Genomic DNA, 23240 nt, shown 5'->3' with positions numbered 1-23240 from the left:
CGCCGACCGCCTGGTCGGCGTTATCCACAAAACTAACACTCAGCGTCCAGCAGGACGCTCGCAGGGGTATTGTCCATGACAGACACCACCGCATTTATCACTCTTGAGAATATCAGCAAACAATTCCCGGGCGTGCTGGCGCTGGATAACGTGAATCTGACGCTGAAAAAAGGCGAAGTTCACTGTCTGGCAGGTCAGAACGGCTGTGGCAAAAGCACCATTATTAAAGTGATCTCCGGGGTTTATCATCCTGAAAAAGGTGCGCAGATTTTACTCGACGGCAAATTGTTCCACCACCTGACGCCACAGCTGTCTTCACATTACGGCATTCAGGTTATTTATCAGGACCTGTCGTTATTTCCAAATTTTAGCGTCGCGGAAAATATTGCGGTCAACCGCTACCTGCCGGGTGGTGATATCTGGGTGCGTCGCGGGTCCATGAAGCAACAGGCTCTGGCCGCAATGAAGCGTATCGGTGTGACCATCGATCCTGATAAAAAAGTCGAAAAACTCTCTATTGCCGATCGCCAGTTAGTGGCTATTTGTCGGGCAATTGCTGCCGACGCCCGTCTGGTGATCATGGATGAACCAACCGCCTCCCTGACCCGCCAGGAAGTGAATGGTCTGCTGCGGGTAGTCAACGAATTAAAAGCAGCCGGGATCTGCGTTGTCTTTGTCAGCCATCGCCTTGATGAAGTGATGGAAGTCGCAGACCGTATCAGCGTAATGCGCGACGGTAAGCTGGTGGGGACTTTCCCTGCCAGTGAACTTGACAGTCACGAACTGGCCTTCCTGATGACCGGGCAGCGCTTCCACTACAGCCCGTTGCCAGAGAAACCGCCCGTCGAACAGGAACCGTTACTGGAACTGCGCGATCTCAGTCGTAGAGGAAAATACCAAAATATCAATCTGTCTCTGCGTAGCGGTGAGATTGTTTCCATTGTCGGCCTGCTGGGAGCCGGGAGAACCGAGCTATGCCTGAGCCTGTTCGGCATGACGCATCCTGAAAGCGGTGAGATCCGTATTAACGGTCAGCCGGTTCAGCTTCGCAATAACCACGACGCCATTAAACACGGGATCGGCTATGTCTCGGAAGATCGCCTGACGCAAGGGCTGATCATGGAGCAGTCGATCTACGACAACACCATCGTCACCGTATTTGACCAACTGCACACTCGCAGCGGTCTGCTCGATCATCGCAAAGCGCAGAAGCTGGTCTCTGATTTGATCCGCGAGCTGAACATTAAAGTCTCCGATCCGCATCTGCCAGTGAAAACACTTTCCGGGGGCAATGCCCAGCGCATTGCCATTGCCAAATGGGTGGCGACTAATCCGCGCATCCTGATCCTTGACTCACCAACCGTTGGCGTGGACATCGCTAACAAAGAGGGCATTTACCAGATCGCCCGCGATCTGGCCGAACAGGGAATGGCAGTGCTAATGATTTGCGATGAAATTCCGGAAGCGTATTACAACAGCCACCGCGTGCTGGTGATGCGCCGCGGCAAGCTGGTGGCGGAATTTAATCCTCATCACTGTAGTGAAGAGGAGATTGCTGAAGTGGTTGAGGTAATCAATGAATAGTATGCGTATCTCCCGCTTGATCGGGCAACATGAGTTCTGGCTGGGGCTGCTGGTGGTTGCCCTTGCCGTCGGACTGAGCGTCAGCACCGATGAGTTCCTGTCACTGGGGAACCTGACGGACGTCGCCACCAGCTACGCCATTCTCGGCATCCTTGCCTGTGGGCTGTTTGTAGTACTGATTTCCGGCGGAATCGATATTTCATTCCCTGCTATGACCGCCATTGCCCAATACGCGATGGCCAGTTGGATTATCGGCCACGGCGGCAACTTCGCGCTGGCGCTGGTTATCGCGATTGCTGTCGGTCTACTGCTCGGGCTTATCAACGGTTTTCTGGTCTACTGGCTGCGTGTTCCGGCGATCATCATTACCATTGCCACGCTGAACGTCTACTACGGTCTGCTGGTTTACACAACGAAGGGCACCTGGCTGTACGGTTTTCCAGACTGGTTTATGAACGGTATCAACTGGTTCTCGTTCACTGCTGCGGACGGCTACGACTACGGCCTTACTCTCCCTTTGTTGTGTCTGGCAGCAGTGATTATTTTTACTGCCGTGCTAATGAACTATACCCGCCTCGGTCGCCAGGTTTACGCCATGGGCGGCAACCGCGACGCGGCTTCACGCCTGGGGCTGAACCTACTGAAGCTGCATTTCTACGTGTATGGCTATATGGGTATTCTCGCAGGCATCGCCGCAGTGGTTCAGGCACAAATCACTCAATCGGTCGCTCCCAATTCACTGCTCGGCTTTGAGCTAACCGTTCTGGCGGCGGTCGTTCTCGGCGGAACCAGCATGAGCGGCGGGCGCGGTACGCTGACGGGAACTCTGCTCGGCGTTGTCCTGTTGGCTTTCTTACAAAATGGCCTGACGCTGCTGAGCGTCTCCTCTTACTGGCACACTGTTTTCAGCGGCGCCATTATCCTGGTCAGTATTAGCGCCACGGCCTGGAACGAAAAACGCAAACTGGCAAAGGAGCTTTGAGATGAAAACATTCGCCAGATTTTTACCCGGTGATGCCATCATTCGCCTGCAATGCGTCATTATTGTGGTCGTGGCGCTGGTTTTCTCGGCCCTGCTGGGTAGCCGCTTTTTCAGCGTCGCTAACTTCCAGTCTATTGGCTCACAATTACCGATCCTCGGGATGCTGGCGCTCGGGATGGGCATGACCATGCTGACCGGGGGCATTAACCTGTCGATTATTGCCGGTGCTAACGCCTGCTCGCTGGTAATGGCTGCGGTGATTGTCACCCACCCGGATAATCCGCTGTTTCTGGTTCTCGCTCTGCTGGCGGGCGCCGCGGTAGCAGTTGCCATTGGCACACTGAACGGCGCGCTGATCGCCTGGGTGGGCGTTTCACCGATTCTCGCCACCCTCGGCACGATGACGCTTATCTCAGGGCTGAATATTCTGCTCTCCAACGGGACGGTGATCTCCGGATTCCCGCCGGTCATTCAATATCTCGGTAATGCCACCATTGCCGGTATCCCCGTGGCGCTATTGCTCTTTTTCCTGGTTGCCATATTGCTGTGGGTACTGCTGGAGCACACCACGCTGGGACGCAGCCTGTATCTTGTCGGCTCCAATGAACAGGCTACCCGCTACAGCGGTGTGAATACCGTTCGCGTACAAATTTCCGTGTATGTCATATCTGCTCTGCTCGGCTGGGTAGCGGCCATTCTGATGATGGCGAAATTCAACTCGGCAAAAGCCGGATACGGTGAATCATACCTGCTGGTAACCATCCTCGCCTCCGTGCTTGGCGGTATCAATCCGGATGGTGGCTTTGGGCGCATTATCGGCCTGGTGCTGGCGCTCATTGTGCTGCAAATGCTGGAAAGCGGCCTTAACTTGCTGGGGATCAGTAGCTATCTGACGATGGCTCTCTGGGGCGCAGTACTGATCCTCTTTATCGCATTACAGAATCGTAAAGCCTGATTTCAGGAGAAAAAATTATGGCAAGTTACTTTATTGGTGTGGATGTCGGAACCGGAAGCGCCCGCGCAGGGGTATTTGATCTCAACGGCAGGATGGTCGGGCAGGCCAGTCGGGCCATTGAGATCTACCGTCCGCAAGCTGATTTCGTTGAGCAGTCCTCTGATAATATCTGGCAGGCTGTGTGTAACGCGGTTCGCGACGCGATTAACCAGTCAGATATAAACCCTATCCAGGTTAAAGGTCTGGGTTTCGACGCTACCTGTTCACTGGTGGTTCTGGATAAAGAAGGTAAGCCGCTGACTATCAGCCCTTCCGGGCGCAGCGAGCAGAACATTATTGTGTGGATGGATCACCGGGCCATTACCCAGGCCGAGCGTATTAACGCCCTGCACCATCGGGTGCTGGACTACGTCGGAGGAATTATTTCTCCGGAAATGCAGACCCCAAAACTGCTATGGCTGAAACAGCATATGCCCAACACCTGGGCAAACGCGGGTTACTATTTTGATCTGCCTGATTTCCTGACCTGGCGCGCCACCGGAGATGACACGCGCTCACTGTGTTCAACCGTGTGTAAATGGACCTACATGGGTCATGAAGACAAATGGGACGCCAGCTATTTCCGCCAGATTGGGCTGGAAGATCTGCTGGAGCACGATGCCGCCAAAATTGGTCGTTACGTGAAAACCATGGGCGAACCGCTCGGGCACGGGCTGTCAGCACGTGCCGCCAGCGAACTGGGTCTGATCCCGGGGACTGCGGTCAGCGTATCAATTATCGATGCGCACGCTGGTACGCTCGGCACGCTTGGGGCCTGCGGCGTTTCTGGAGAAGTGGCTGATTTTGACCGCCGCGTTGCGCTAATTGGCGGCACATCTACCGGGCATATGGCGATTTCCAAAGAGCCGCGTTTTATCGGCGGCGTCTGGGGGCCTTACTACTCTGCTGTGCTGCCGGAATACTGGCTCAACGAAGGCGGGCAGTCTGCAACAGGAGCGTTAATCGACCACGTCATTCAGTCGCACCCATGCTACGAAACGCTGCTGGCACAGGCAAAATCTCAGGGACAGACTATTTACGAAGTACTGAATTCATTGCTACGTAAAATGGCTGGCGAACCGGAGGACATCGCGTTCCTGACCCGTGATATGCATATTCTTCCCTATTTCCACGGCAACCGCTCACCGCGCGCGAACCCGACACTCACCGGCGCTATCACCGGGCTGAAGCTGTCCCGCACGCCCGAGGATATGGCGTTGCAGTATCTGGCAACCATCCAGTCCATTGCCCTGGGAACGCGTCATATTATCGAAACGATGAATCAAAGCGGTTACAACATCGATACGATTATGGCCAGTGGCGGCGGCACGAAAAACCCAATCTTTGTTCAGGAACATGCCAATGCCACCGGCTGCGCCATGCTGCTGCCGGAAGAGAGCGAAGCCATGCTGCTGGGCAGCGCAATGATGGGAACTATCGCGGCAGGGGTATTCGAAACTTTCCCGGAAGCAATGTCGGCAATGAGCCGCATTGGTAAAACAGTCACGCCACAGACCAACCGGATTAAGCAGTACTATGACCGTAAATATCGCGTCTTCCACGAGATGTATCAGGATCATATGAAATACCGCAAGCTGATGCAGGAGGACGCATGAGTGATTCATGGTCTCAGGCCACCCACGTGTGGCATCTCTACAGCGATGCCCTCGCAGGTCTTCAACATCATTTGAATGAACAGGTCTGGCAAGATCTGCTGACAGAACTGCGCAGTTGCAAAGGTAAAATAGTGGTAACCGGCGTGGGTACTTCTGGCATTGCGGCGCGCAAAGTGGCGCATATGCTTGCCTGCGTTGAGCGTCCGGCGATATACCTCAATGCCACCGATGCAGCTCATGGCGACCTGGGTTTTTTGGATACTGGCGATCTGGTCATTATGCTGTCGCGCGGAGGCAACTCCGATGAACTCACCCGACTGCTGCCTGGGCTGGCAGCGAGAAAGGTACCGATTCTGAGCGTAACTGAAAACGCGAATTCAGCCATCGCCAGCGCTTCCAGACTGGTGATTTCCACGGGCGTGCAGCGCGAGGCCGATCCGCTGAATATGCTGGCAACCACATCTATTATTTTGGTTCTGGCTATCTTTGATGCCGCCTGTGCCTGTCTGATGAGCGAGAGTGGATACTCAAAAGAAACCCTGCTGGCGGTGCATCCAGGCGGTGATGTAGGATTAACGCTAAGTCAGAAGCAGAAAGTCTAAACCGCGCATTTCCGCTAACTTTTCCAACCCCGTCACCCGCTGGCGGGTTTTTTGTTGTTTAAACAAAGATAAAACAGCGAAAAAACAGGTTAACGCGCTGCGTTTAACTACGACCTTCTGTTCCTTACGTTAAAAATTCTGTGACGTCTCCCAGCATTCCTGGCGGAAAGGATTCCATTCTCCATTTCTATCAGCAAACTTTAGCTATTCTTATCAAAAATACTTTCGGGAGACCTTACAGATGATGTCAACGCTTGCCCCGCCATCTGTACTTTCTGCTCCCCAACGTCGCTGCCAGATGTTGCTGACGCTTTTTCTGCCGGGACAAAGCGCCACCGCGCAGACCTTCAGCAGTCTCAATGGCGTCGATGACAATATTGTCCGCGAGGATATCATTGGCGCGGGCCTCGAAATCCAGCGCTATCACCGGCTCGCGATTACCTCTACTCAAAACGGTCGCTATCAAATCGAAGGGACCCCGCTGAATCAACGCCTGTGCCTGTTACATTGGCTTCGACGTGGACTGCGCCTGTGTCCGACGTTTATCAACCAACAATTTACACCAGCATTAAAAATGGAGCTGAAACAACAGGGTATCGCACGCCAGCTGTATGACGATACTAATTTGCAGGCGCTCATCAACCTCTGTTCCCGGCGGTTGCAGAAACCATTTGAGTGTCGTGATATCCAGTTCCTGCGGCTTTTTTTGCAGTATTGCCTGCTGCAACACCATACAGGGATCACCCCGGAGTTTAATCCGGTACAGCAGGTCTGGGCACAATCTTGCGCCGAGTATCCGCTCGCCGAAGAAATTGGCCGTCACTGGCAACGCCACGTAATGCAGACTGCCCCCCTGGGCGAGTCGCTGTTCATGGCGCTGCTATTTTCGATGATCCGTATTCCTGACCCTATTCGTGATAACCATCAGCAGGACCGCCGTCTGCGTCTGGCCATCGCCCGGCTGGTACTGCGTTTTCGCGAGTATGGCAACGTTCGCTTCAGCGACGAGCAAGGACTGAACGACCAGTTGTATATACACCTTGCTCAGGCGCTTAACCGAAGCTTATTTGCCATCGGTATTGATAACACCCTGCCGGAAGAGTTCAGCCGGCTTTATCCCCGGCTGGTGCGCACCACACGCGAGGCATTAAACGGGTTCGAAGCGGAATACGATGTGCAGTTTTCAGAGGAAGAAGCGGGGCTGGTCGCGGTGATTTTCGGCGCATGGCTGATGCAGGAGAAGGATTTACACGAGAAGCAAATTATCCTGCTGACGGGCAATAATGAACGGCTTGAGACGCATATTGAACAACAGCTACGTGAGCTGACCCTGCTGCCGCTGAACGTAAAACATATGCCGATGCAGGATTTTCAGAAACAGGGTTCACCGCGTGGCGTGGCGCTGATTATCACACCGTACACCACGCCGCTACCACTGTTTTCACCGCCGTTAATTCATGCGGACCTGGCGCTTACGCCTCATCAGCAACAACAGATCCGCAAAATACTGGAATCATAACGCCGGAGATTGCGCCTGCACTTTAGGTCGCAAGACGATGGCAGGCAGAGCAACCAGCGCCATCACCCAGAATACATCGCTACCCAAATGCTGATACAGGAAGCCTGCGAACACGGTCATGATGGCGATACTCCCCCCCATCGCAATAGCAGAGTAAACCGCCTGCAGGCGAATCACTTCACTGCCCTGGCGCGCAGCAATATAACGCATGGCCGCCAGGTGGCAGACGGTAAACGTACCGCAATGCAGGATCTGCACCACAATCAGCCACGGTAATTCTGTGCTCCAACCCATCAGTCCCCAACGTACAACGCCACAAACAGCAGAAAGCAGTAGCAGATCACGAGCGCTAAAGCGGCGGAACAGCTTGTGGCTCAGTGCGAAGATAATCACTTCGGCAACCACGCCCAGCGACCATAAATAACCGACCGCCGAGGCGGAATACCCGGCGGACTGCCAGTAAATTGCGCTAAAACCGTAATAGGCAGCATGTGCGCCCTGCAGCAGGCTCACACAGGCAAGAAAACGCCAACTCTGCGTGATCAGCAAACGCCAGGCAGGCCATCCGGCACTCTCCTGTTGGCGGTTTTCACCCTGCGGCTGCACGCTCGGACGAATCATCATACCCAGCAGCATTGAAGCCATCCCAAGCGTCAGCAGCACCAGGATAACCCGGTAATCAAACAGGCTCACCAGTTTACCGGTTAGCGCCGAACCAATCACAAAGGCCACCGATCCCCACAAACGTACCCGACCATAATCCATGGTGATCTGTTTTTGCCAGGTGTTAGCCAGCGCATCCGTTAGCGGCACCAGCGGTGAGAAAAACAGGTTAAACCCGACCATCACCACCATCAGCCATGCCACATGCGTACCCGCCCAAAATGCCAGAGCAAACACCAGCGTCAGCAGCGCCAGAATACGTAAAGCGGTAATCAGACGAGAGGGATCACTCACGCGCGGCGCAATCAGCAAACTACCGAGAAAACGTGCAATCAGCCCCGCGCCCAGCAGCAAACCGATGGTTTCCGGCGTCAGCCCCAAACCTTTGAGCCAGACGCTCCAGAAAGGCAGAAAAATACCGTAGCTAAAAAAGTAGGTGAAATAACCGAGCGCCAGCCAGCGCGTGGAATGCAAAGCCATGATTCCCTCCCGTTTGGTGGCGATAGTCTGGCGATAAACACGGGCTGGCGCAAGAGAGCATTAACAGGCAGATAACATGATTCTTGCCCTACTCTACGCAAATTTGCATCGAAAAATGGCACTGTTCTCCCTGGCCTAGTACCCTTAATCCCGGCTGTCCCTGCATGTTGTGGGCATTCACCGGATGCGTCTGCGGCTCAAGGCAAAGGAACTCGCCACCCGACATTCTGAACAGCATCAGCCAGGGAGTTTGCGCTAAAAGCGTGACTTTCATCACATCATGTTGGATAACAGCCCGTCCGCTCCAGCCGGAATATCCCACATTTAACCAGTCATCTTCGCCATATTGCGCGTGTATGAAATCTGCAGGCGGCGGAATATCACTTTGCCAGCTCAGTGGCAGGTGCTGCTCCCCCTCCGGCCAGTAACCACTGGCGGTAAACTGCGCCGTACTGTGCGAATCAAAGGCAAAAAACGGATGGAACCCACAGCCATAGATCATCGACTGCACGCCGCAATGGGTTATCGTTAACGAGGCGTAAAGGCTTGACTCTTCCAACTGATAGCAAAGATCCGCTATATAGTCATAGCCACATGCGTGCTGGCTGCGCAACCGCAGTAAACAATGACTTTCGGTAGCAGCAACAACCTCCCAGCGTTTCAGCCAACCGTCACCATGTAAAAAGAAAACATCGTCCGCATCATGTTGGGGTAAAACCACCCGGTTTCCACACAGCAGAAAACGATTGTCCGCCACACGATTAGCAACAGGTAGCATAGGGAACAGGCCGCAATCACCAGGCTTCTTGCCTTGCCCTTCACGTAAGACAGGTTGTTGATGTTGTAACGAAACCAGACTCAGCAACGAACCGCCCTGAGGGTCAACGCACATCCGCAGATGTGCGTTTTGCAACGTCAGCGCGTCGTTCATTATCGGGCGCTTCGTTGTTGGGCTGATGCACTAACCTTCGTATGCTGTGCCGCCAGTTTTTCTTCCAGTGCCTCCAGCGTTACGCCTTTAGTTTCCGGCACATTGCGTAGCACATAAACATAACCCATGGCACAAATAACACCGTAGAGCAGGAAGCTTCCTGATGCGCCGAGACTCGCATTAAGCAACGGGAAAGTGTAAGTCAGCAGGAAACAGGCAATCCACAGCGCCAGTGTGCCCAGCGACATTGCCAGCCCACGCACACGGTTAGGGAAAATTTCTGACAGTAATACCCAGGTAACCGGAGCCAGCGTCAGGGCATAAATGGCAATCGCTGCCAGCACCAGGACCAGGACCGGCCAGCCGAGAATACCTAACCCATACGCACCGGCAATCAACACGTAGATGACCGTAAGTCCAGAGGCCCCAAACAGCATCAGTTTACGGCGACCAATTTTATCCACCAGCGGTAACGCGGCCAGGGTAAAGACCAGGTTAATAATCCCCGTCGCCACAATAGATTTTAGTGTCCCATTGATATCGAACCCGGCGGACGCAAAGATCTCCTGGGCATAGTTGAAGATAACGTTGATCCCACACCATTGCTGGAATACAGCCAGTACCATTCCAATAATGACGATCGGTTTGATCTGCGGTTGTAATAGCGTGGACCAGGCCACCCTATGATTATCTTTTTGCAGAGTATGTTCGATCTCTTGCAAAGTTTGTCCGGCATATTCGGCAGAACCAATCCGTTGCAACATAGCTCGCGCACGCTCGACCTTCCCAGCCTTCACCAGCCAGCGCGGTGATTCCGGTACAAAGAACATCAAAACCAGGAACACCACCGCAGGCACTAACTCGGCGCCAAACATCCAGCGCCAGCCCATCTGGCCATTCCAGCTTTCAACAATCGCCTGCTGCGTGGCGCCGGTTGCAACCGGTTCCGCAATCATCAGGTTGATCAGTTGTGCTGCCAGCACGCCAATTACGATGGTCAGTTGGTTGACCGCCACAAAGCGACCGCGCTTTTCAGCCGGGCTGACCTCGGCGATATAAAGTGGGCTGAGCGCCGACGCCAGACCAATCCCTACACCACCAACAATTCGATAGACAATAAACATGTCGAAGTTGCTGGCTACGGCGGTACCCCAGGCCGAAGCGCTGAAGAGTATCGCTGAGAGAATAAGCGGCATTTTGCGGCCGAACTTGTCGGCGCACCAACCGGAAATCAACGCACCAAAGATACAGCCCACCAGCGCCGAACTCATCGCCCAACCAGACTGTGCCGGATCGGTTATAGAGAAGTAAGCTTCATAGAAGGGTTTTGCCCCGCCAATCACCACCCAGTCATAGCCAAACAGTAAACCACCGCAAGCCGCAACCAGGCAGATAGTCCAGACATAGCCAATCTTTAAATGTGTCTGCGCGTTATTCATTATGATTCCTCTTTCAGGGAAACGCAGGGGACAGAAGGTTTCGGGTGGAGTCGCCCCCACCCGATCAGAGCGTTACAGGAATAGCTTTACGTTAATGGCGTGACGCAGCAGTTGCGCCTTGTCATGCGCCGGATTGAGTTGCAGAAGCGCATCCAGGAAGTGCCGGGAGTCAGGAATATTTCCCAGTCCCAGATGCCCAAGCGCATTGATGAACAGACAGTGTTGCTGGTGTTTCGCTTGTGCAGAGGTGTCCAGCACTACAAGATCGGGAAGCGATACTGCAAAGAAATCGACTTCAGGAACCTTGTCGTGTTGCGACTCGACCCATTGCAGGAAGCTGTGAAACAGGTTGTCTGCTTCTGCGTTATCGCTCAACGCTCTCAATGCCATACCCTGCCAGAAGAGATAATCCACCGGCTGATCGTTGTAATAGCGTCCGGCATCAAGCGAACTGCCACCGCGAGTTGCTCGCACAAAATACTGCCGGGCTTCTTCGATATATCCCTGCTGTTTGGTGCAATAACCCAGCAAATACCAGATGTCATTATCCGTTTGTCCGGGTAAACGTCCTTCCCCCAGGTTCTGCGGGTAGTGCAATGCCTGCTGCAACAAAATGATGGCAGTTTGGTAGTCGCCTGCCTGAATAGCAGCCAGCGCCCGATGTTGTTGATTAAGCAGATATTGTCCGGTGGCTTTGCCTTCACCACCTTCCCAGGGGTGAAATACGCGCTCACTCAGCACTGCCGCAGCAGCATCATAGTGCCCCAGCCCATTCCACAGACTGAGCAGTTCTACCGTCAGATCATCGCGATGGAATACCACGTCTTTACTGGCTTCAAGTTTTGCTAAACGCTGTTCAGCCGGTTGCGCCATCAGCTTATTGAGATAATCGAGTTCAAACAGGAAACGCGCATTTTGTGGCTCCAGCGCCACAGCCTGAGACAGATAGCGTTTCGCCAGCGATGCATCGTGCTGTTTGTTCCAGGCGTAAATCCCCAGTAATCGGTGCACCGGGGCAAAATCCGGCTCCTGCTCAAGGGTAAATTGCCAGCAAGAAACCGCTTCGGTATAACGCCGTTTGCTGTACCAGAAACACCCCAACAAGTAGCGGGCAAAGGCACTCTGCACCAGCGTTTGCAGCATCTGCACTTCATCCAGCGTATTAGGGAAACGCACGCGTTTTTGCAGACACTTACGGGCACGGTCAATGAAAGGCTGCGGATCCTCGCTCAGTGAGGCTCGCCACAACATCGGTAATGTTTCCTGGCTGTCGAGCAGTTCCAGCACATCACGGGCGGCATCCTGCTGACCAAATGAGGTCAGCCATCCTGCCAGCTCGCAGGCATTCGTGCCACGTCGACCGGTAATGGAGATAAGCGCTTGTGCTGAGTCATCATCCTGGCTGATTGCCCAGCGCGCGTAGTGCAGGGTATAACTCAGCGGATAATCAACAAGCTGTTGGGTAATATAGTCCAGTGCTTTCGCAGGAAGATTCAGTTTTGCCAGCGCGAGGGCTTTCAACCCCATGGCGAGGTTATTACTACCGTTAAAACGCAGGCTCTGTTCTACCTTTTCCAGCGCACAGGCGTAGTCCTGGCGTTTCATCGCCAGGCGTGATAATGACCAGAACGCCGCATCGCGACAGTTGCCGCTCCAGCTTGCCTTATAGTAGTTTTCCCAGGCGCTGTCATCGTCACCCTGACGCTCCAGCGCAGCGGCCAGCAACATGCTCGCTTCACCATCGCGCGGATTCTTATTAAGCTTATGCGCACGTTCCAGCGCCTTGCGCGCGCAACGTTCGGCCAGGATCCAGTCAGCACGGTTTAGTGCCAGCGTTCCCAGCGCCACATTATTGCGATAGTCCTGTGGGTCTACCTCGAGCGCACGGCGATAATAGTCCTCCGCATAGCGGCTGGCGTGATTGTACTGTTCCAGATGCTGCCCAATAAAATAGAGCTCATCGGTATTGGACAATGCTTCTGGTTGCGCAGGGGCAACAGCCGCCTTAGGCAGTGGTAGCTCTTCGGCAATGTGCTCTTCATAATCCAGAAGCGTAACACCATCAGCCCGCGTCACGCTCATCATCACCCGAGTATGACCGCCATCAGACACGTCAACCAGCCAGCTTTGCCCAGGCGCCAGGGTCAGCGTATTTTCATAGAATGGTTCTCCCTTTGCAGAAAGCGTAACCTGCACATCCCGCAGCGGCGCAATGGCATAGACACCAATAGAGAGCTGGCTGCCATCACGCTCCAGACGAAGCGCCAGCTGCGTGCTGGCGTTTTGCACCATGCCAAGTTCACTGTAGGGCAGAAAATTTTGTACGAAGACTTTCTCTTCGTACGGAGCAAGCCAGGTAAAGTCAGGCTGGTTATCGGTAAAGACCCCTGTCATCAGTTCAATATACGGACCGTTGTCATCGGTGAGGTTACGATCCCAGGCGACGCCAAAATCACCGTATCCCCAGGTCCACTGCTTTTTCCCCGGTGAAACGTGGTGATCTGCAACGTGCAACAATCCTCCACGTTCCCCGTGATGCCATGCGCCGACAAAATCATAGTTTGATTTTTCAGCCATATAGGAGGTTGGAACCGGGACGTTTTTGTAGCGGGAGATATCCACGCCAGCGGAGTAATCCACTTTGTAGTAAGTACCCGTAGCGATAGGGAACGCAGACACATCGCGCTTACCATGATCGAAAACTGCGGTCACATCCGGCGGGAAAACGCTCTGGTGATCGTCACCGCCCTTCACTGCCGGATTCGCCCACCATAAAAAGTGGCGCGGAGTGGCATTGCCATTAAACACCTTACCGGTTATTTCAATCAGAGCGCGATCCGGGTACAGCGTGAATCCGGTCATGACCTGTAAACCACGCATGGGTTCAACTTCTCCCATCCACACGGTGTATTCACCCTGCTCACCTTGCTGTTGCGTAAAATCAACCGGCATAAACGTGGTTGGGCGGTGGTGCTGCGGCCAGTTAAATTCAATACCGCCAGAAATCCATGGCCCGAGCAGTCCTACCAGCGCAGGCTTGACCACTTCGTTGTAGTAAACGAAATCGCGCTGCTGCACTTTGTCATATGCACGGTGAATGCGCCCGCCCAGCTCCGGTAACAGCATAATGCGAATGAAATCATTCTCCATCCACACCGCCTGGTAATCGCGCATTTCACGCTTACCAGTCAGCGTATCAATCACGCCATAGGGATAAACCGCGCCTGAAGACCCCTGATAAACCCGTTTCTCCAGAAACATCGGGTTAGCGTCTTCCTCGCCCGCAGTCCATGTTGGGAGGGTGATCGTTTCCTGCCAAACCTTAACTGAACCGTACATGCCGCTCTCCACTCAATAAACAAAAGTAAAAACTTAACCTGATGCTATTCTGCGGCAGTTAAGTGGCGTTAAAATGCGCAATGCTCACGCAATACAGTTAAGGGAGTTAAGTGAATGCAGCGACCGGGATTCAATAACGCCAGAGTTCGCCAGGCGAATAAACAGATTTTTTTGTCGCATCTGTGGCGGGAAAAACAGCTCAGTAAGTCACAGCTGGCGCAGCTCACCAGTCTGTCGATCCCGGCGGTGAGCAACATCCTCGAAGAGTTAATGGATGAAGGGAGAATCAGCCACTCCCGGGAAACGTTAAGCCAGCGCGGTTTGAGCAGCGGCAGCTATCATTTGCCGGAAAAAGGCGCCTGGACGTTGTGTATTAACGTCACTCCCACCAGCATCATCAGCCAACTGGCGGACGCACGGTTGATGGCCGTCGGTGACTGGCGACATGAAGTTATCACTCCAGAGACGCCAAAAGCGTTACTGGCTGCATTAGCGACACACTGGCGGGAGTATCGTCGGCAGTATCCCGAGGTGACCATTAACCTCGCTCTGGGCGTTCACGGGCAGGTTGATCCTGTTACCGGTGCCTCCAAAACGATGCCGCAGGCACCGTGGAAAACACCGGTTGAAATAAAATATCTGCTGGAGGAAATGCTGGGTGTACAGGTACGTCTGGATAATGACTGTGTCATGCTGGCACTGGCTGAAAAGTGGCAGAATCCGGCAGCTAACGGCGACTTTTGTGTCATTAACGTCGATTACGGGATTGGTTCATCGTTCGTGATCAACGACAGTATCTGGCGTGGCAGTTTGTATGGCAGCGGCCAGATTGGTCATACCATCATTGATCCCGATGGGATTGCCTGTGACTGTGGGCGTTACGGTTGTCTGGAGACAGTGGCATCTCTTAGTGCACTGAAAAAACAGGCCAGAGTGTGGATGAAATCTCAACCGGCACCCCATTATGATCCGGAAACACTGACTACCGATCAACTAATTGATGCCTGGAAACACGGAGATGTGCGTATTCAGGCCTGGGCCGAACACGCAGCCAGTGCAATTGGACTGAGTCTGTATAACTTTCTGAATATATTGAATATTAATCAAATATGGCTGTACGGCCGTAGCTGCGCCTTTGGTGATAGTTGGTTACATACTCTGGTACAGCAAACCGGATTTAATCCGTTCGACCACGGCGATAATCCGCGTGCCAGAGCAACACAGATAAGCTTCGGTCAACTTAACCGCGCTCAGCAATTGATGGGAATTGGTTATCTGTATGTGGAATCACAGCTTAGCGAGCTGTAGTCATTACCCGTCATAGTCACTGCCAAACATCCCTGTACCGTAGCGATAAAATCCGCCAGCGCAGATTTTATCGCCGACTTTTGGCCTGAAAACCACCAGCTCGGTATTAAAATTATTCATATAACCGGGCATCAAAGCCTCTCCTGTACCGGCCAGGCTCATGATCACCTGAATATTCGTAGAGACCTGAACAATAATGGGCTGACTTTGTTGCTGTTTAAACCACGCCTTCACAGCTATCGCTAACGAGCCGGAACAGGGCGGAGCAATACTGACATAACTCAAAAATCAGGGGCGTAAAATGCAATTACTGAGGCAGTGGATTCAGGCAGAAAAAAAGCCGCAGATAGCGGCTTTATTAGATGAGTCAGTGACGCTTAAATCGATATAACTACCGGATGTGATGTTAAACCACCATCCGGCAATAAAAATGACTTACGCGTAAACAGGGAAGCGTGCGCAGATATCCAGGACTTTCGCTTTGACGCGCTCGATTACAGCTTCATCATTGATGTTGTCCAGAACATCGCACATCCAGCCAGCCAGCTCTTTCACTTCGGCTTCTTTGAAACCACGACGGGTCACAGCCGGGGAACCGATACGAATACCGGAAGTGACGAACGGGCTCTTCGGATCGTTCGGTACGCTGTTTTTGTTAACGGTGATGTTAGCACGGCCCAGCGCAGCGTCAGCTTCTTTACCGGTCAGGTTTTTATCAACCAGATCCAGCAGGAACAGGTGGTTCTCAGTACCGCCAGAAACCACTTTGTAACCACGGTTCAGGAATACTTCCACCATCGCTTTAGCATTTTTCGCAACCTGCTGCTGGTAGACTTTGAACTCTGGCTCCATCGCTTCTTTCAGTGCCACCGCTTTCGCCGCGATAACGTGCATCAGTGGGCCGCCCTGCGCGCTAGGGAATACAGCAGAGTTCAGTTTTTTGTACAGCTCTTCGCTACCGTCTTTTGCCAGGATCAGGCCGCCGCGCGGACCCGCCAGGGTTTTGTGGGTAGTGGTGGTAACAACATGAGCATGCGGAACCGGGTTCGGGTACACGCCCGCGGCAATCAGACCGGCAACGTGCGCCATGTCGACGAACAGGTATGCGCCAATGCTGTCGGCGATTTCACGCATTTTTGCCCAATCAACCACTCCGGAGTAAGCAGAGAAGCCACCGATAATCATCTTCGGTTTGTGCTCCTGAGCCTGCTTCGCCATGTCTTCGTAGTCAATCTTGCCGGATTCATCGATACCGTAAGGGACGATGTTGTACAGTTTACCTGAGAAGTTTACCGGGGAACCGTGAGTCAGGTGACCGCCTTGCGCCAGGTTCATACCCAGAACGGTATCACCCGGTTGCAGCAGAGCAGTGTAGACAGCGAAGTTAGCCTGAGAACCGGAGTGCGGCTGGACGTTAGCGTAGTCTGCGCCAAACAGCTCTTTGGCGCGATCAATCGCCAGTTGCTCAACGATATCAACGTATTCACAACCACCGTAGTAACGCTTGCCCGGATAACCTTCAGCGTATTTGTTGGTCAGCTGAGACCCCTGCGCCTGCATCACGCGCGGGCTGGTGTAGTTTTCGGAGGCGATCAGTTCGATGTGCTCTTCCTGACGTACTTTTTCCTGCTCCATAGCCTGCCACAGTTCGGCATCATAATCGGCAATGTTCATTTCACGCTTTAACATCCGCATCTCCTGACTCAGCTAACAATAGAATTTCGGCCTAAAAAGGCAGTCCCGTTGGACTTCGGCCAACAGTATAACCGAATCATTCTTCGATAACAGGTCTTGACAAAGGATTTTACGCAAACGATTACCTTCAGAGCACGCAAGGCTTTGGAGAACAAAGGTCTGCTTAATTTCAACGGATTTCTTTTCAGGTTTGTGATGCAGATTTTTCACGTTGTAACCATTACAACGCAAAGTTACAAAGAACCATTTACAATGCAGGGGTATTTTTTATAAGATGTATTTGACATACATCATTAAAGTCTCAGATAAAGGAAGACAGTATGCTTGACGCACAAACCATCGCTACAGTGAAAGCCACCATTCCCCTGCTGGTTGAGACAGGCCCGAAGCTGACCGCCCATTTCTACGATCGCATGTTTACGCATAACCCCGAACTCAAAGAAATTTTCAACATGAGTAACCAGCGTAATGGCGATCAACGTGAAGCATTATTTAACGCCATCGCCGCTTACGCCAGCAATATCGAAAACCTGGCGGCGTTGCTGCCTGCGGTTGAGAAAATAGCCCAGAAGCATACCAGCTTCCAGATTAAGCCCGAGCAGTACAACATCGTGGGCGGTCACCTGCTGGCAACGCTGGACGAAATGTTCAGTCCAGGTCAGGAAGTGCTGGATGCCTGGGGAAAAGCGTATGGCGTGCTGGCTAACGTCTTCATCAACCGCGAAGCACAGATTTACAGTGAAAACGCCAACAAAAATGGTGGCTGGGAAGGTACTCGTCCGTTCCGTATCGTGGCAAAAACCCCGCGTAGCGCGTTGATCACCAGCTTTGAGTTTGAGCCGGTCGATGGCGGTGCGGTGGCAGAATACCATCCGGGGCAATATCTGGGCGTCTGGCTGAAGCCGGAAGGTTTCCCGCATCAGGAAATTCGTCAGTACTCTCTGACCCGCAAACCGGATGGTAAAGGCTATCGTATTGCCGTTAAACGCGAAGACGGCGGCCAGGTTTCTACCTGGTTGCATAACCACGCGAATATCGGTGACATCGTTCATTTAGCCGCACCAGCGGGCGATTTTTTCATGGATGTGGCAACCGATACGCCAGTATCTCTGATTTCTGCGGGTGTTGGTCAGACGCCGATGCTGGCCATGCTGGATACGCTGGCAAAATCCGGGCACACCGCACAGGTTAACTGGTTCCACGCGGCAGAAAACGGCGATGTGCATGCTTTTGCCGATGAAGTAAGTGAACTGGGTAAAACGCTGCCGCGCTTTACCGCACATACCTGGTATCGTGAGCCGAACGAAGCGGATCGCGAAAAAGGTGGATATGACAGCGAAGGACTGATGGATTTAAACAAGATGGAAGGTGCAATCAGCGACCCGTCAATGCAGTTTTATCTGTGTGGTCCGGTTGGCTTTATGCAGTTTGCCGCGAAGCAACTGGTCGGTCTGGGCGTGAAGAACGAAAACATTCACTACGAATGTTTCGGTCCACATAAAGTGCTGTAGTTCGTTATAAAGCAGGCCTGATGGCGCTACGCCTGTCAGGCCTGCTAAGCAGACCCGACTTAAATTGCCGCGTCGTCTTCTTCACCGGTACGAATACGAATAACGCGTGCCACGTCAAAGACAAAAATCTTGCCGTCGCCAATTTTACCCGTTTGTGCAGTACGAATAATGGTATCGACGCAGGTATCAACAATATCGTCAGTTACCACAATTTCAATTTTCACCTTCGGCAGAAAATCCACCATATATTCCGCGCCGCGATACAGTTCGGTATGGCCTTTCTGACGGCCAAATCCTTTCACTTCCGTCACAGTCATACCGGTAATGCCGACTTCTGCCAGCGCTTCGCGGACGTCGTCCAGCTTGAAGGGTTTAATAATCGCATCAATCTTTTTCATGCTATTCCTTGAAAAGGTCGCCTGTCTTTTGATCGGATAAACCTAACACATTAAACGATTACACAAAATCATTCATGATGCCTGGCAGCAGCTTGAATGATGCAGTGTAAAATTATTCTTTGAAATCGTTCGCATCCAGTTCGTGTCGAGAGAGCAACTTATAGAACTCCGTTCGGTTGCGCCCCGCCATTCTCGCCGCATGAGTAACGTTGCCTTTGGTAATTTGCAACAACTTACGCAAGTAGTTGAGTTCAAACTGGTTACGCGCTTCGACAAAGGTTGGCAGCGCAGTATTTTCGCCTTCCAGCGCCTGCTCCACCAGCGCATCACTGATTACCGGTGAAGAAGTTAGCGCCACACACTGTTCAATCACGTTGACCAACTGACGCACGTTTCCTGGCCAACTGGCTGTCATTAAACGTTTCATCGCGTCAGTCGAAAATGCACGCACGAACGGTTTGTGCCGCTCAGCAGACTGGCGTAGCAGATGGTTTGCCAGTAGTGGGATGTCTTCAGTACGCTCGGCCAGCGTCGGGATCTTCAAACTCACGACATTGAGGCGATAGAATAAATCTTCGCGAAACTCACCCCGCGCCATCGCTTTGGGCAGATCACGGTGCGTCGCAGAAACGATCCGCACATCAATGTCGATATCACGATTGCTACCAAGGGGGCGGACTTTACGCTCCTGCAACACACGCAATAATTTGACCTGTAATGGCGCGGGCATGTCACCTATCTCATCGAGAAACAGCGTCCCGCCTTCAGCGGCCTGAAATAACCCTTCACGGTTGCTCACCGCGCCGGTAAAGGCGCCGCGCGCATGACCAAACAGTTCAGACTCGAGCAGTTGTTCCGGCAACGCGCCGCAGTTAATCGCAATGAAAGGTTTGTGGCTTCGCGGGCTGGCGTTGTGAATAGCCTGAGCGAAAACCTCTTTTCCGGTACCGCTTTGACCGTTGATCAGTACGCTGACGTCTGATTGCGCCACCATCCGTGCCTGCTCCAACAAACGCAACATCAGCGGACTGCGGGTAACGATTGATTCACGCCAGCGGTCATCAGTGGCGGGCGCAGACTGTTCCAGCGCCCCGTCAATGGCATTGTATAACGCGTCTTTATCGACCGGCTTAGTGAGAAAACTGAAAACACCCTGCTGAGTGGCGGCAACAGCATCAGGAATAGAACCATGAGCCGTAAGAATAATAACCGGCATCCCAGGCTGGACTTTCTGGATTTCAGTAAACAGTTGCATACCGTCCATTTCATCCATGCGCAGATCGCTAATAACCAGATCCACCTTTTCACGGTTCAGGATCCGCAGTCCTTCCAGCCCGCTTTCCGCCGTTACGACACTGTAACCTTCGCTGGTCAGTCGCATTCCGAGCAATTTCAACAACCCAGGATCGTCATCTACAAGCAGTAAATGCGCGGGTTTACGGCTTATCATGGCGTTACCTCATCAGATGACGACACCGCACCATCCCCGTTGTCAGGTGTGGTGAGTTTATCACTCCCATGCTGCGTATCGGGACTGTAGTTACCGGCAGGTTTGCGGGTAGAAAGCTGGCGTTCAATATCCGTCAGATTCTCCAGTTTGCGGGTAGTCAGATCGAGCTGGGCTTGCAAATGCTGTTGTTGTAAACGCAGCGTATCAAGATCGCTGTCTGATGCCTGCTGGAGTTTGCTATAGCGCATGCGTTCTTCTGCAAGCTGTAACTGCAGCGTTTGGCTGCTGCGCCAGACCTGATAAAGCGGTCGTACCTGAGCGGGGATTTGCGGGCTTAACGCATCAAGGCGCGTAATCGCGTCCCGCCGTTCTGGTGGGGTAATATTGGCACTGCCTAGCAGGATCCCACGTTTGAAAGCGCCCTGCCAGGTATCCGCCAGCATGGCACTGGCTTCACTGCGCGCCTGAACCGCCATCATGCGATCGGCACAATCCATTGCCCGCAGCCAATACAGCGGATTAGATTCTGTGGACTGACCCTGTAGTGACCAGATATCCGCACATTCTGTTGAAAGGTAATCGGCCAATTGATGAGGAGGAATTTTCTCCTGCGAAGGATCACCGATAATATGATTCACCGCATTCGGTACACACCCTACCAGCGCCAGGCACGGCAGGCTCACCCATAAGGCGCGGCGGAAAAAATGTCGTTTAAGCATTCGGACAACAACGTGTGGCATACTCACCAGACTTAGGTTGATTTTAGTGTTTTTTCGTTGCAGATAGCGGCAGTTCTATGCGAAAGCAAACACCTTGCGCATTATCATCGACCAGATACAGTTTTCCCCGCATACGGCGGATGCAATCTCTGGCGATACTAAGCCCCAACCCGCTTCCTTTTACCGCCCCTTTCCGCTGATGACTCCCCTGGAAAAAAGGCTCGAAGATCATGGTCTTTTCTGCTTCTGGAATCGGTGTGCCGGTATTCACTATATCTATATATACCGTAGAGCCATGCAAACTGCTGCGGATACAAATGGTACCGGATTCAGCCCCATAGTGCACCGCATTGGAATAAAGATTGTCCAGCACGCTCATTAACAGCCCAGGCTCTGCCAGACAGGAACTCGCAGCCAGCGCAACATCAGTATGTATCATTTTTGAGCGAGCGGGCAGGCTATGTGCAGAAACAACGCCATCCACCAGCGGCGCTATCTCAACGTTCTTAAGCTCAATCACCTCATCAGCCAGTTTCCGGTTGTAATCCAGCAACTGCTCAATCAGTTTCTGCAGATTGCGGCTGCTGTCATCCAGAATACCGACAACCTCTTTCTGCTCCGCAGTCAGAGGACCAACCACCTGATCTGCCAGCAGTTCTGTTCCCTCACGCATACTTGCCAGCGGTGTTTTCAGCTCGTGTGAAAGGTGGCGTAAAAACTGATGCCGCTGAGACTCCAGCCATGAAAGGCGCTCGCTCAGCCAGATAATTCGCTGACCAACCGAGCGCAGTTCCCGAGGGCCGGTGAACAGTACGCTATCACCCAGCGAGCGCCCTTCCCCCAGGCGGTTGATCATCCGTTCTATACCTTTAACTGGTCCGATAATCATCCGCGTGAACAGCAACACCATCGCCAGGCTGACGAGAAACAGCATCAGTGCCTGCCAGCCAAAGAACTGCCCACGCTCCGCTATATCTTGTTGTAATTGTTGCCCGCGAGAGAAAACCACCGTACGCGTTGCCTGAACCATCTCCGTATTGGCGCTGGCAAAAGCTTCAAGTCGTGCCGCCGCCACGCTATCAGGGCCGCTATTTTTACACTGTAGCTGCGCGAGGTCGTTTAAATCCTGCCGCAACGCCTGATAGAGTTTGTCATCCGGTAAAACGCCCGCATGCGCATCCAGCATATCGCTGTAGCGTTTGCGCTGACTTTGATAGACCTTCGCCAGGGTCGGATCATCAAGCACGCAGTATTGCCGATAGCTGCGTTCCATCTCCAGTGCCGCATTGGTCATCGCCTCGCTTCGTCGGGCATCAATCAACGTCGTTCGGTTCGTTAACGCAGCCTGGGCGCTAAGCGCGTTCAGACTCTGCCATGCCTGCCAGGCCAGCACTAACAAAGGCAGCAGGATCAGCAAAAAAGCCAACGTCACCAACTGACGTAAAGAACGGGGGAAAACAGACCAGCGCTTCAAGGCGTTACCTCAACGGACACGAATAAGAAGATGCTAACTGAGGGAAACGCCAGATACAACAAAGCCGGGATTAACCCGGCTTTGTTATGGAATAAGGCGGTGCCTAACTCGACGTTTCGCCCGGAGATTGATATGAGCAACGCTAATATCAGAAGTTGGACGGCAGGCACCTTGTTGTGCGTCATTCGAAGTTTATGTAGCACGTCCCGAAGGGGCTGACATAAGAGGGTGAATGAGCCACTGGTTATTATTATGCAGCAACTGTGCCAACAATCAAAACATTTTATTAACACAATGATAAATATAAGAAATATGTTTAAATATGCTAAAAAGTTTTCCGTCTGTTTTTTGCACCTTTTGTCGCTAATTAGCAACACATATAACACTAAAAAATAAATAATATATAAATCAATTAATTAACTGTCTCTTTTAGGCGACACCCCGGTCGTGCCATTGTCGGCATTTGCCGACACCCTGGAGGTGTAAACGCCTCATCCCCTAACAGGATTTACGTCGCTCAACTGGACCAGACAAAA

At 52.7% G+C, this 23240-nt stretch carries 17 protein-coding genes and 1 pseudogene; 8 read left to right on the top strand and 10 right to left on the bottom strand.

The window, feature by feature from the left end:
- Positions 1-75: 75 nt before the first annotated feature.
- The 6 genes from OGX98_RS06425 to csiE all read left to right on the top strand — a co-directional run bounded on the left by OGX98_RS06425 (position 76) and on the right by csiE (position 7297).
- A complete protein-coding gene (locus OGX98_RS06425) occupies positions 76-1584 on the top strand; it encodes a sugar ABC transporter ATP-binding protein (protein WP_045446187.1) in 1509 nt (502 codons plus the stop codon).
- Complete coding sequence (locus tag OGX98_RS06420; RefSeq protein ID WP_225761267.1) at positions 1577-2566, top strand: ABC transporter permease; 990 nt, start codon at positions 1577-1579, stop codon at positions 2564-2566. The genes OGX98_RS06425 and OGX98_RS06420 overlap by 8 nt, the downstream gene beginning before the upstream one ends.
- Position 2567: 1 nt before the next feature.
- The gene (locus OGX98_RS06415; RefSeq protein WP_045446193.1) at positions 2568-3521 is read left to right on the top strand and encodes an ABC transporter permease; all 954 of its coding nucleotides are present in this window, start codon (positions 2568-2570) and stop codon (positions 3519-3521) included.
- Positions 3522-3538: 17 nt separating this feature from the next.
- Positions 3539-5176 (top strand): FGGY-family carbohydrate kinase, encoded by a 1638-nt coding sequence (locus OGX98_RS06410; RefSeq protein ID WP_048220814.1) that lies wholly within the window; start codon positions 3539-3541, stop codon positions 5174-5176.
- On the top strand, positions 5173-5778 hold the full coding sequence (locus OGX98_RS06405) for a KpsF/GutQ family sugar-phosphate isomerase (RefSeq protein WP_045446199.1): 606 nt from the start codon (positions 5173-5175) through the stop codon (positions 5776-5778). Before OGX98_RS06410 ends, OGX98_RS06405 begins: the two co-directional genes overlap by 4 nt.
- A gap of 241 nt (positions 5779-6019) precedes the next feature.
- Entirely contained in the window at positions 6020-7297 is a 1278-nt protein-coding gene (gene csiE, locus OGX98_RS06400) for a stationary phase inducible protein CsiE (protein ID WP_045446202.1), read from the top strand.
- On the opposite strand, the gene OGX98_RS06395 is transcribed toward csiE, so the two are convergent.
- From OGX98_RS06395 to OGX98_RS06380, 4 genes are all read right to left on the bottom strand, one after another.
- A complete protein-coding gene (locus OGX98_RS06395; protein ID WP_286594991.1) occupies positions 7292-8440 on the bottom strand; it encodes a 3-phenylpropionate MFS transporter in 1149 nt (382 codons plus the stop codon). The genes csiE and OGX98_RS06395 overlap by 6 nt on opposite strands.
- An 88-nt stretch (positions 8441-8528) precedes the next feature.
- The gene (locus OGX98_RS06390; protein ID WP_286594990.1) at positions 8529-9371 is read right to left on the bottom strand and encodes an aldose 1-epimerase; all 843 of its coding nucleotides are present in this window, start codon (positions 9369-9371) and stop codon (positions 8529-8531) included.
- Positions 9371-10810 (bottom strand): sugar porter family MFS transporter, encoded by a 1440-nt coding sequence (locus OGX98_RS06385; RefSeq protein WP_045446211.1) that lies wholly within the window; start codon positions 10808-10810, stop codon positions 9371-9373. The genes OGX98_RS06390 and OGX98_RS06385 overlap by 1 nt, the downstream gene beginning before the upstream one ends.
- Positions 10811-10882: 72 nt before the next feature.
- Entirely contained in the window at positions 10883-14149 is a 3267-nt protein-coding gene (locus OGX98_RS06380) for a DUF5107 domain-containing protein (protein WP_286594989.1), read from the bottom strand.
- A 114-nt stretch (positions 14150-14263) separates the two neighbouring features.
- Here OGX98_RS06380 and OGX98_RS06375 point away from each other — a divergent pair, with 114 nt between their 5' ends.
- Positions 14264-15457, top strand: a complete 1194-nt coding sequence (locus tag OGX98_RS06375) for an ROK family transcriptional regulator (protein WP_045446219.1) — start codon at positions 14264-14266, stop codon at positions 15455-15457.
- On the opposite strand, the pseudogene OGX98_RS06370 reads toward OGX98_RS06375, so the two are convergent.
- Both OGX98_RS06370 and glyA read right to left on the bottom strand, forming a co-directional pair.
- Positions 15421-15742: pseudogene (locus tag OGX98_RS06370) on the bottom strand (hypothetical protein); the annotation flags it as partial. The gene OGX98_RS06375 and the pseudogene OGX98_RS06370 sit on opposite strands and share 37 nt — an antisense overlap.
- Positions 15743-15892: 150 nt before the next feature.
- Positions 15893-17146, bottom strand: coding sequence for a serine hydroxymethyltransferase (gene glyA, locus OGX98_RS06365; RefSeq protein ID WP_045446222.1), 1254 nt, complete (start codon positions 17144-17146; stop codon positions 15893-15895).
- 326 nt (positions 17147-17472) lie between these two features.
- Here glyA and hmpA point away from each other — a divergent pair, with 326 nt between their 5' ends.
- Complete coding sequence (gene hmpA / locus OGX98_RS06360) at positions 17473-18663, top strand: NO-inducible flavohemoprotein (RefSeq protein WP_045446225.1); 1191 nt, start codon at positions 17473-17475, stop codon at positions 18661-18663.
- Positions 18664-18722: 59 nt separating this feature from the next.
- Here the strand turns inward: hmpA and glnB are convergent, their stop codons facing one another.
- The 4 genes from glnB to qseE form a co-directional block, all read right to left on the bottom strand.
- Positions 18723-19061: a nitrogen regulatory protein P-II gene (glnB, locus tag OGX98_RS06355; RefSeq protein WP_002914032.1), complete on the bottom strand. Its 339-nt coding sequence runs from the start codon at positions 19059-19061 to the stop codon at positions 18723-18725.
- 112 nt (positions 19062-19173) lie between these two features.
- Complete coding sequence (gene glrR / locus OGX98_RS06350) at positions 19174-20508, bottom strand: two-component system response regulator GlrR (protein ID WP_304413159.1); 1335 nt, start codon at positions 20506-20508, stop codon at positions 19174-19176.
- A complete protein-coding gene (gene qseG, locus OGX98_RS06345; protein ID WP_200010336.1) occupies positions 20508-21251 on the bottom strand; it encodes a two-component system QseEF-associated lipoprotein QseG in 744 nt (247 codons plus the stop codon). Before qseG ends, glrR begins: the two co-directional genes overlap by 1 nt.
- 22 nt (positions 21252-21273) lie before the next feature.
- The gene (qseE, locus tag OGX98_RS06340; protein ID WP_286594988.1) at positions 21274-22704 is read right to left on the bottom strand and encodes a two component system sensor histidine kinase QseE/GlrK; all 1431 of its coding nucleotides are present in this window, start codon (positions 22702-22704) and stop codon (positions 21274-21276) included.
- Between the last annotated feature and the right edge of the window lie 536 nt (positions 22705-23240).

Origin of the sequence: Citrobacter sp. Cm046 (assembly GCF_030333065.1) — a bacterium.
GTDB lineage: Bacteria > Pseudomonadota > Gammaproteobacteria > Enterobacterales > Enterobacteriaceae > Citrobacter > Citrobacter murliniae.
This window is presented reverse-complemented; position numbering and strand designations above follow the sequence as displayed.

What these genes read in the sequence shown, in the direction of transcription:
- OGX98_RS06420 (WP_225761267.1), top strand. Translation starts at nt 1,577, where the DNA reads ATGAATAGTATGCGTATCTCCCGCTTGATCGGGCAACATGAGTTCTGG.
- OGX98_RS06410 (WP_048220814.1), top strand. Translation starts at nt 3,539, where the DNA reads ATGGCAAGTTACTTTATTGGTGTGGATGTCGGAACCGGAAGCGCCCGC.
- OGX98_RS06390 (WP_286594990.1), bottom strand. Translation starts at nt 9,371, where the DNA reads ATGAACGACGCGCTGACGTTGCAAAACGCACATCTGCGGATGTGCGTT.
- OGX98_RS06415 (WP_045446193.1), top strand. Translation starts at nt 2,568, where the DNA reads ATGAAAACATTCGCCAGATTTTTACCCGGTGATGCCATCATTCGCCTG.
- OGX98_RS06380 (WP_286594989.1), bottom strand. Translation starts at nt 14,149, where the DNA reads ATGTACGGTTCAGTTAAGGTTTGGCAGGAAACGATCACCCTCCCAACA.
- qseG (WP_200010336.1), bottom strand. Translation starts at nt 21,251, where the DNA reads ATGCCACACGTTGTTGTCCGAATGCTTAAACGACATTTTTTCCGCCGC.
- OGX98_RS06385 (WP_045446211.1), bottom strand. Translation starts at nt 10,810, where the DNA reads ATGAATAACGCGCAGACACATTTAAAGATTGGCTATGTCTGGACTATC.
- csiE (WP_045446202.1), top strand. Translation starts at nt 6,020, where the DNA reads ATGATGTCAACGCTTGCCCCGCCATCTGTACTTTCTGCTCCCCAACGT.
- OGX98_RS06375 (WP_045446219.1), top strand. Translation starts at nt 14,264, where the DNA reads ATGCAGCGACCGGGATTCAATAACGCCAGAGTTCGCCAGGCGAATAAA.
- glyA (WP_045446222.1), bottom strand. Translation starts at nt 17,146, where the DNA reads ATGTTAAAGCGTGAAATGAACATTGCCGATTATGATGCCGAACTGTGG.
- OGX98_RS06395 (WP_286594991.1), bottom strand. Translation starts at nt 8,440, where the DNA reads ATGGCTTTGCATTCCACGCGCTGGCTGGCGCTCGGTTATTTCACCTAC.
- hmpA (WP_045446225.1), top strand. Translation starts at nt 17,473, where the DNA reads ATGCTTGACGCACAAACCATCGCTACAGTGAAAGCCACCATTCCCCTG.
- OGX98_RS06425 (WP_045446187.1), top strand. Translation starts at nt 76, where the DNA reads ATGACAGACACCACCGCATTTATCACTCTTGAGAATATCAGCAAACAA.
- glnB (WP_002914032.1), bottom strand. Translation starts at nt 19,061, where the DNA reads ATGAAAAAGATTGATGCGATTATTAAACCCTTCAAGCTGGACGACGTC.
- OGX98_RS06405 (WP_045446199.1), top strand. Translation starts at nt 5,173, where the DNA reads ATGAGTGATTCATGGTCTCAGGCCACCCACGTGTGGCATCTCTACAGC.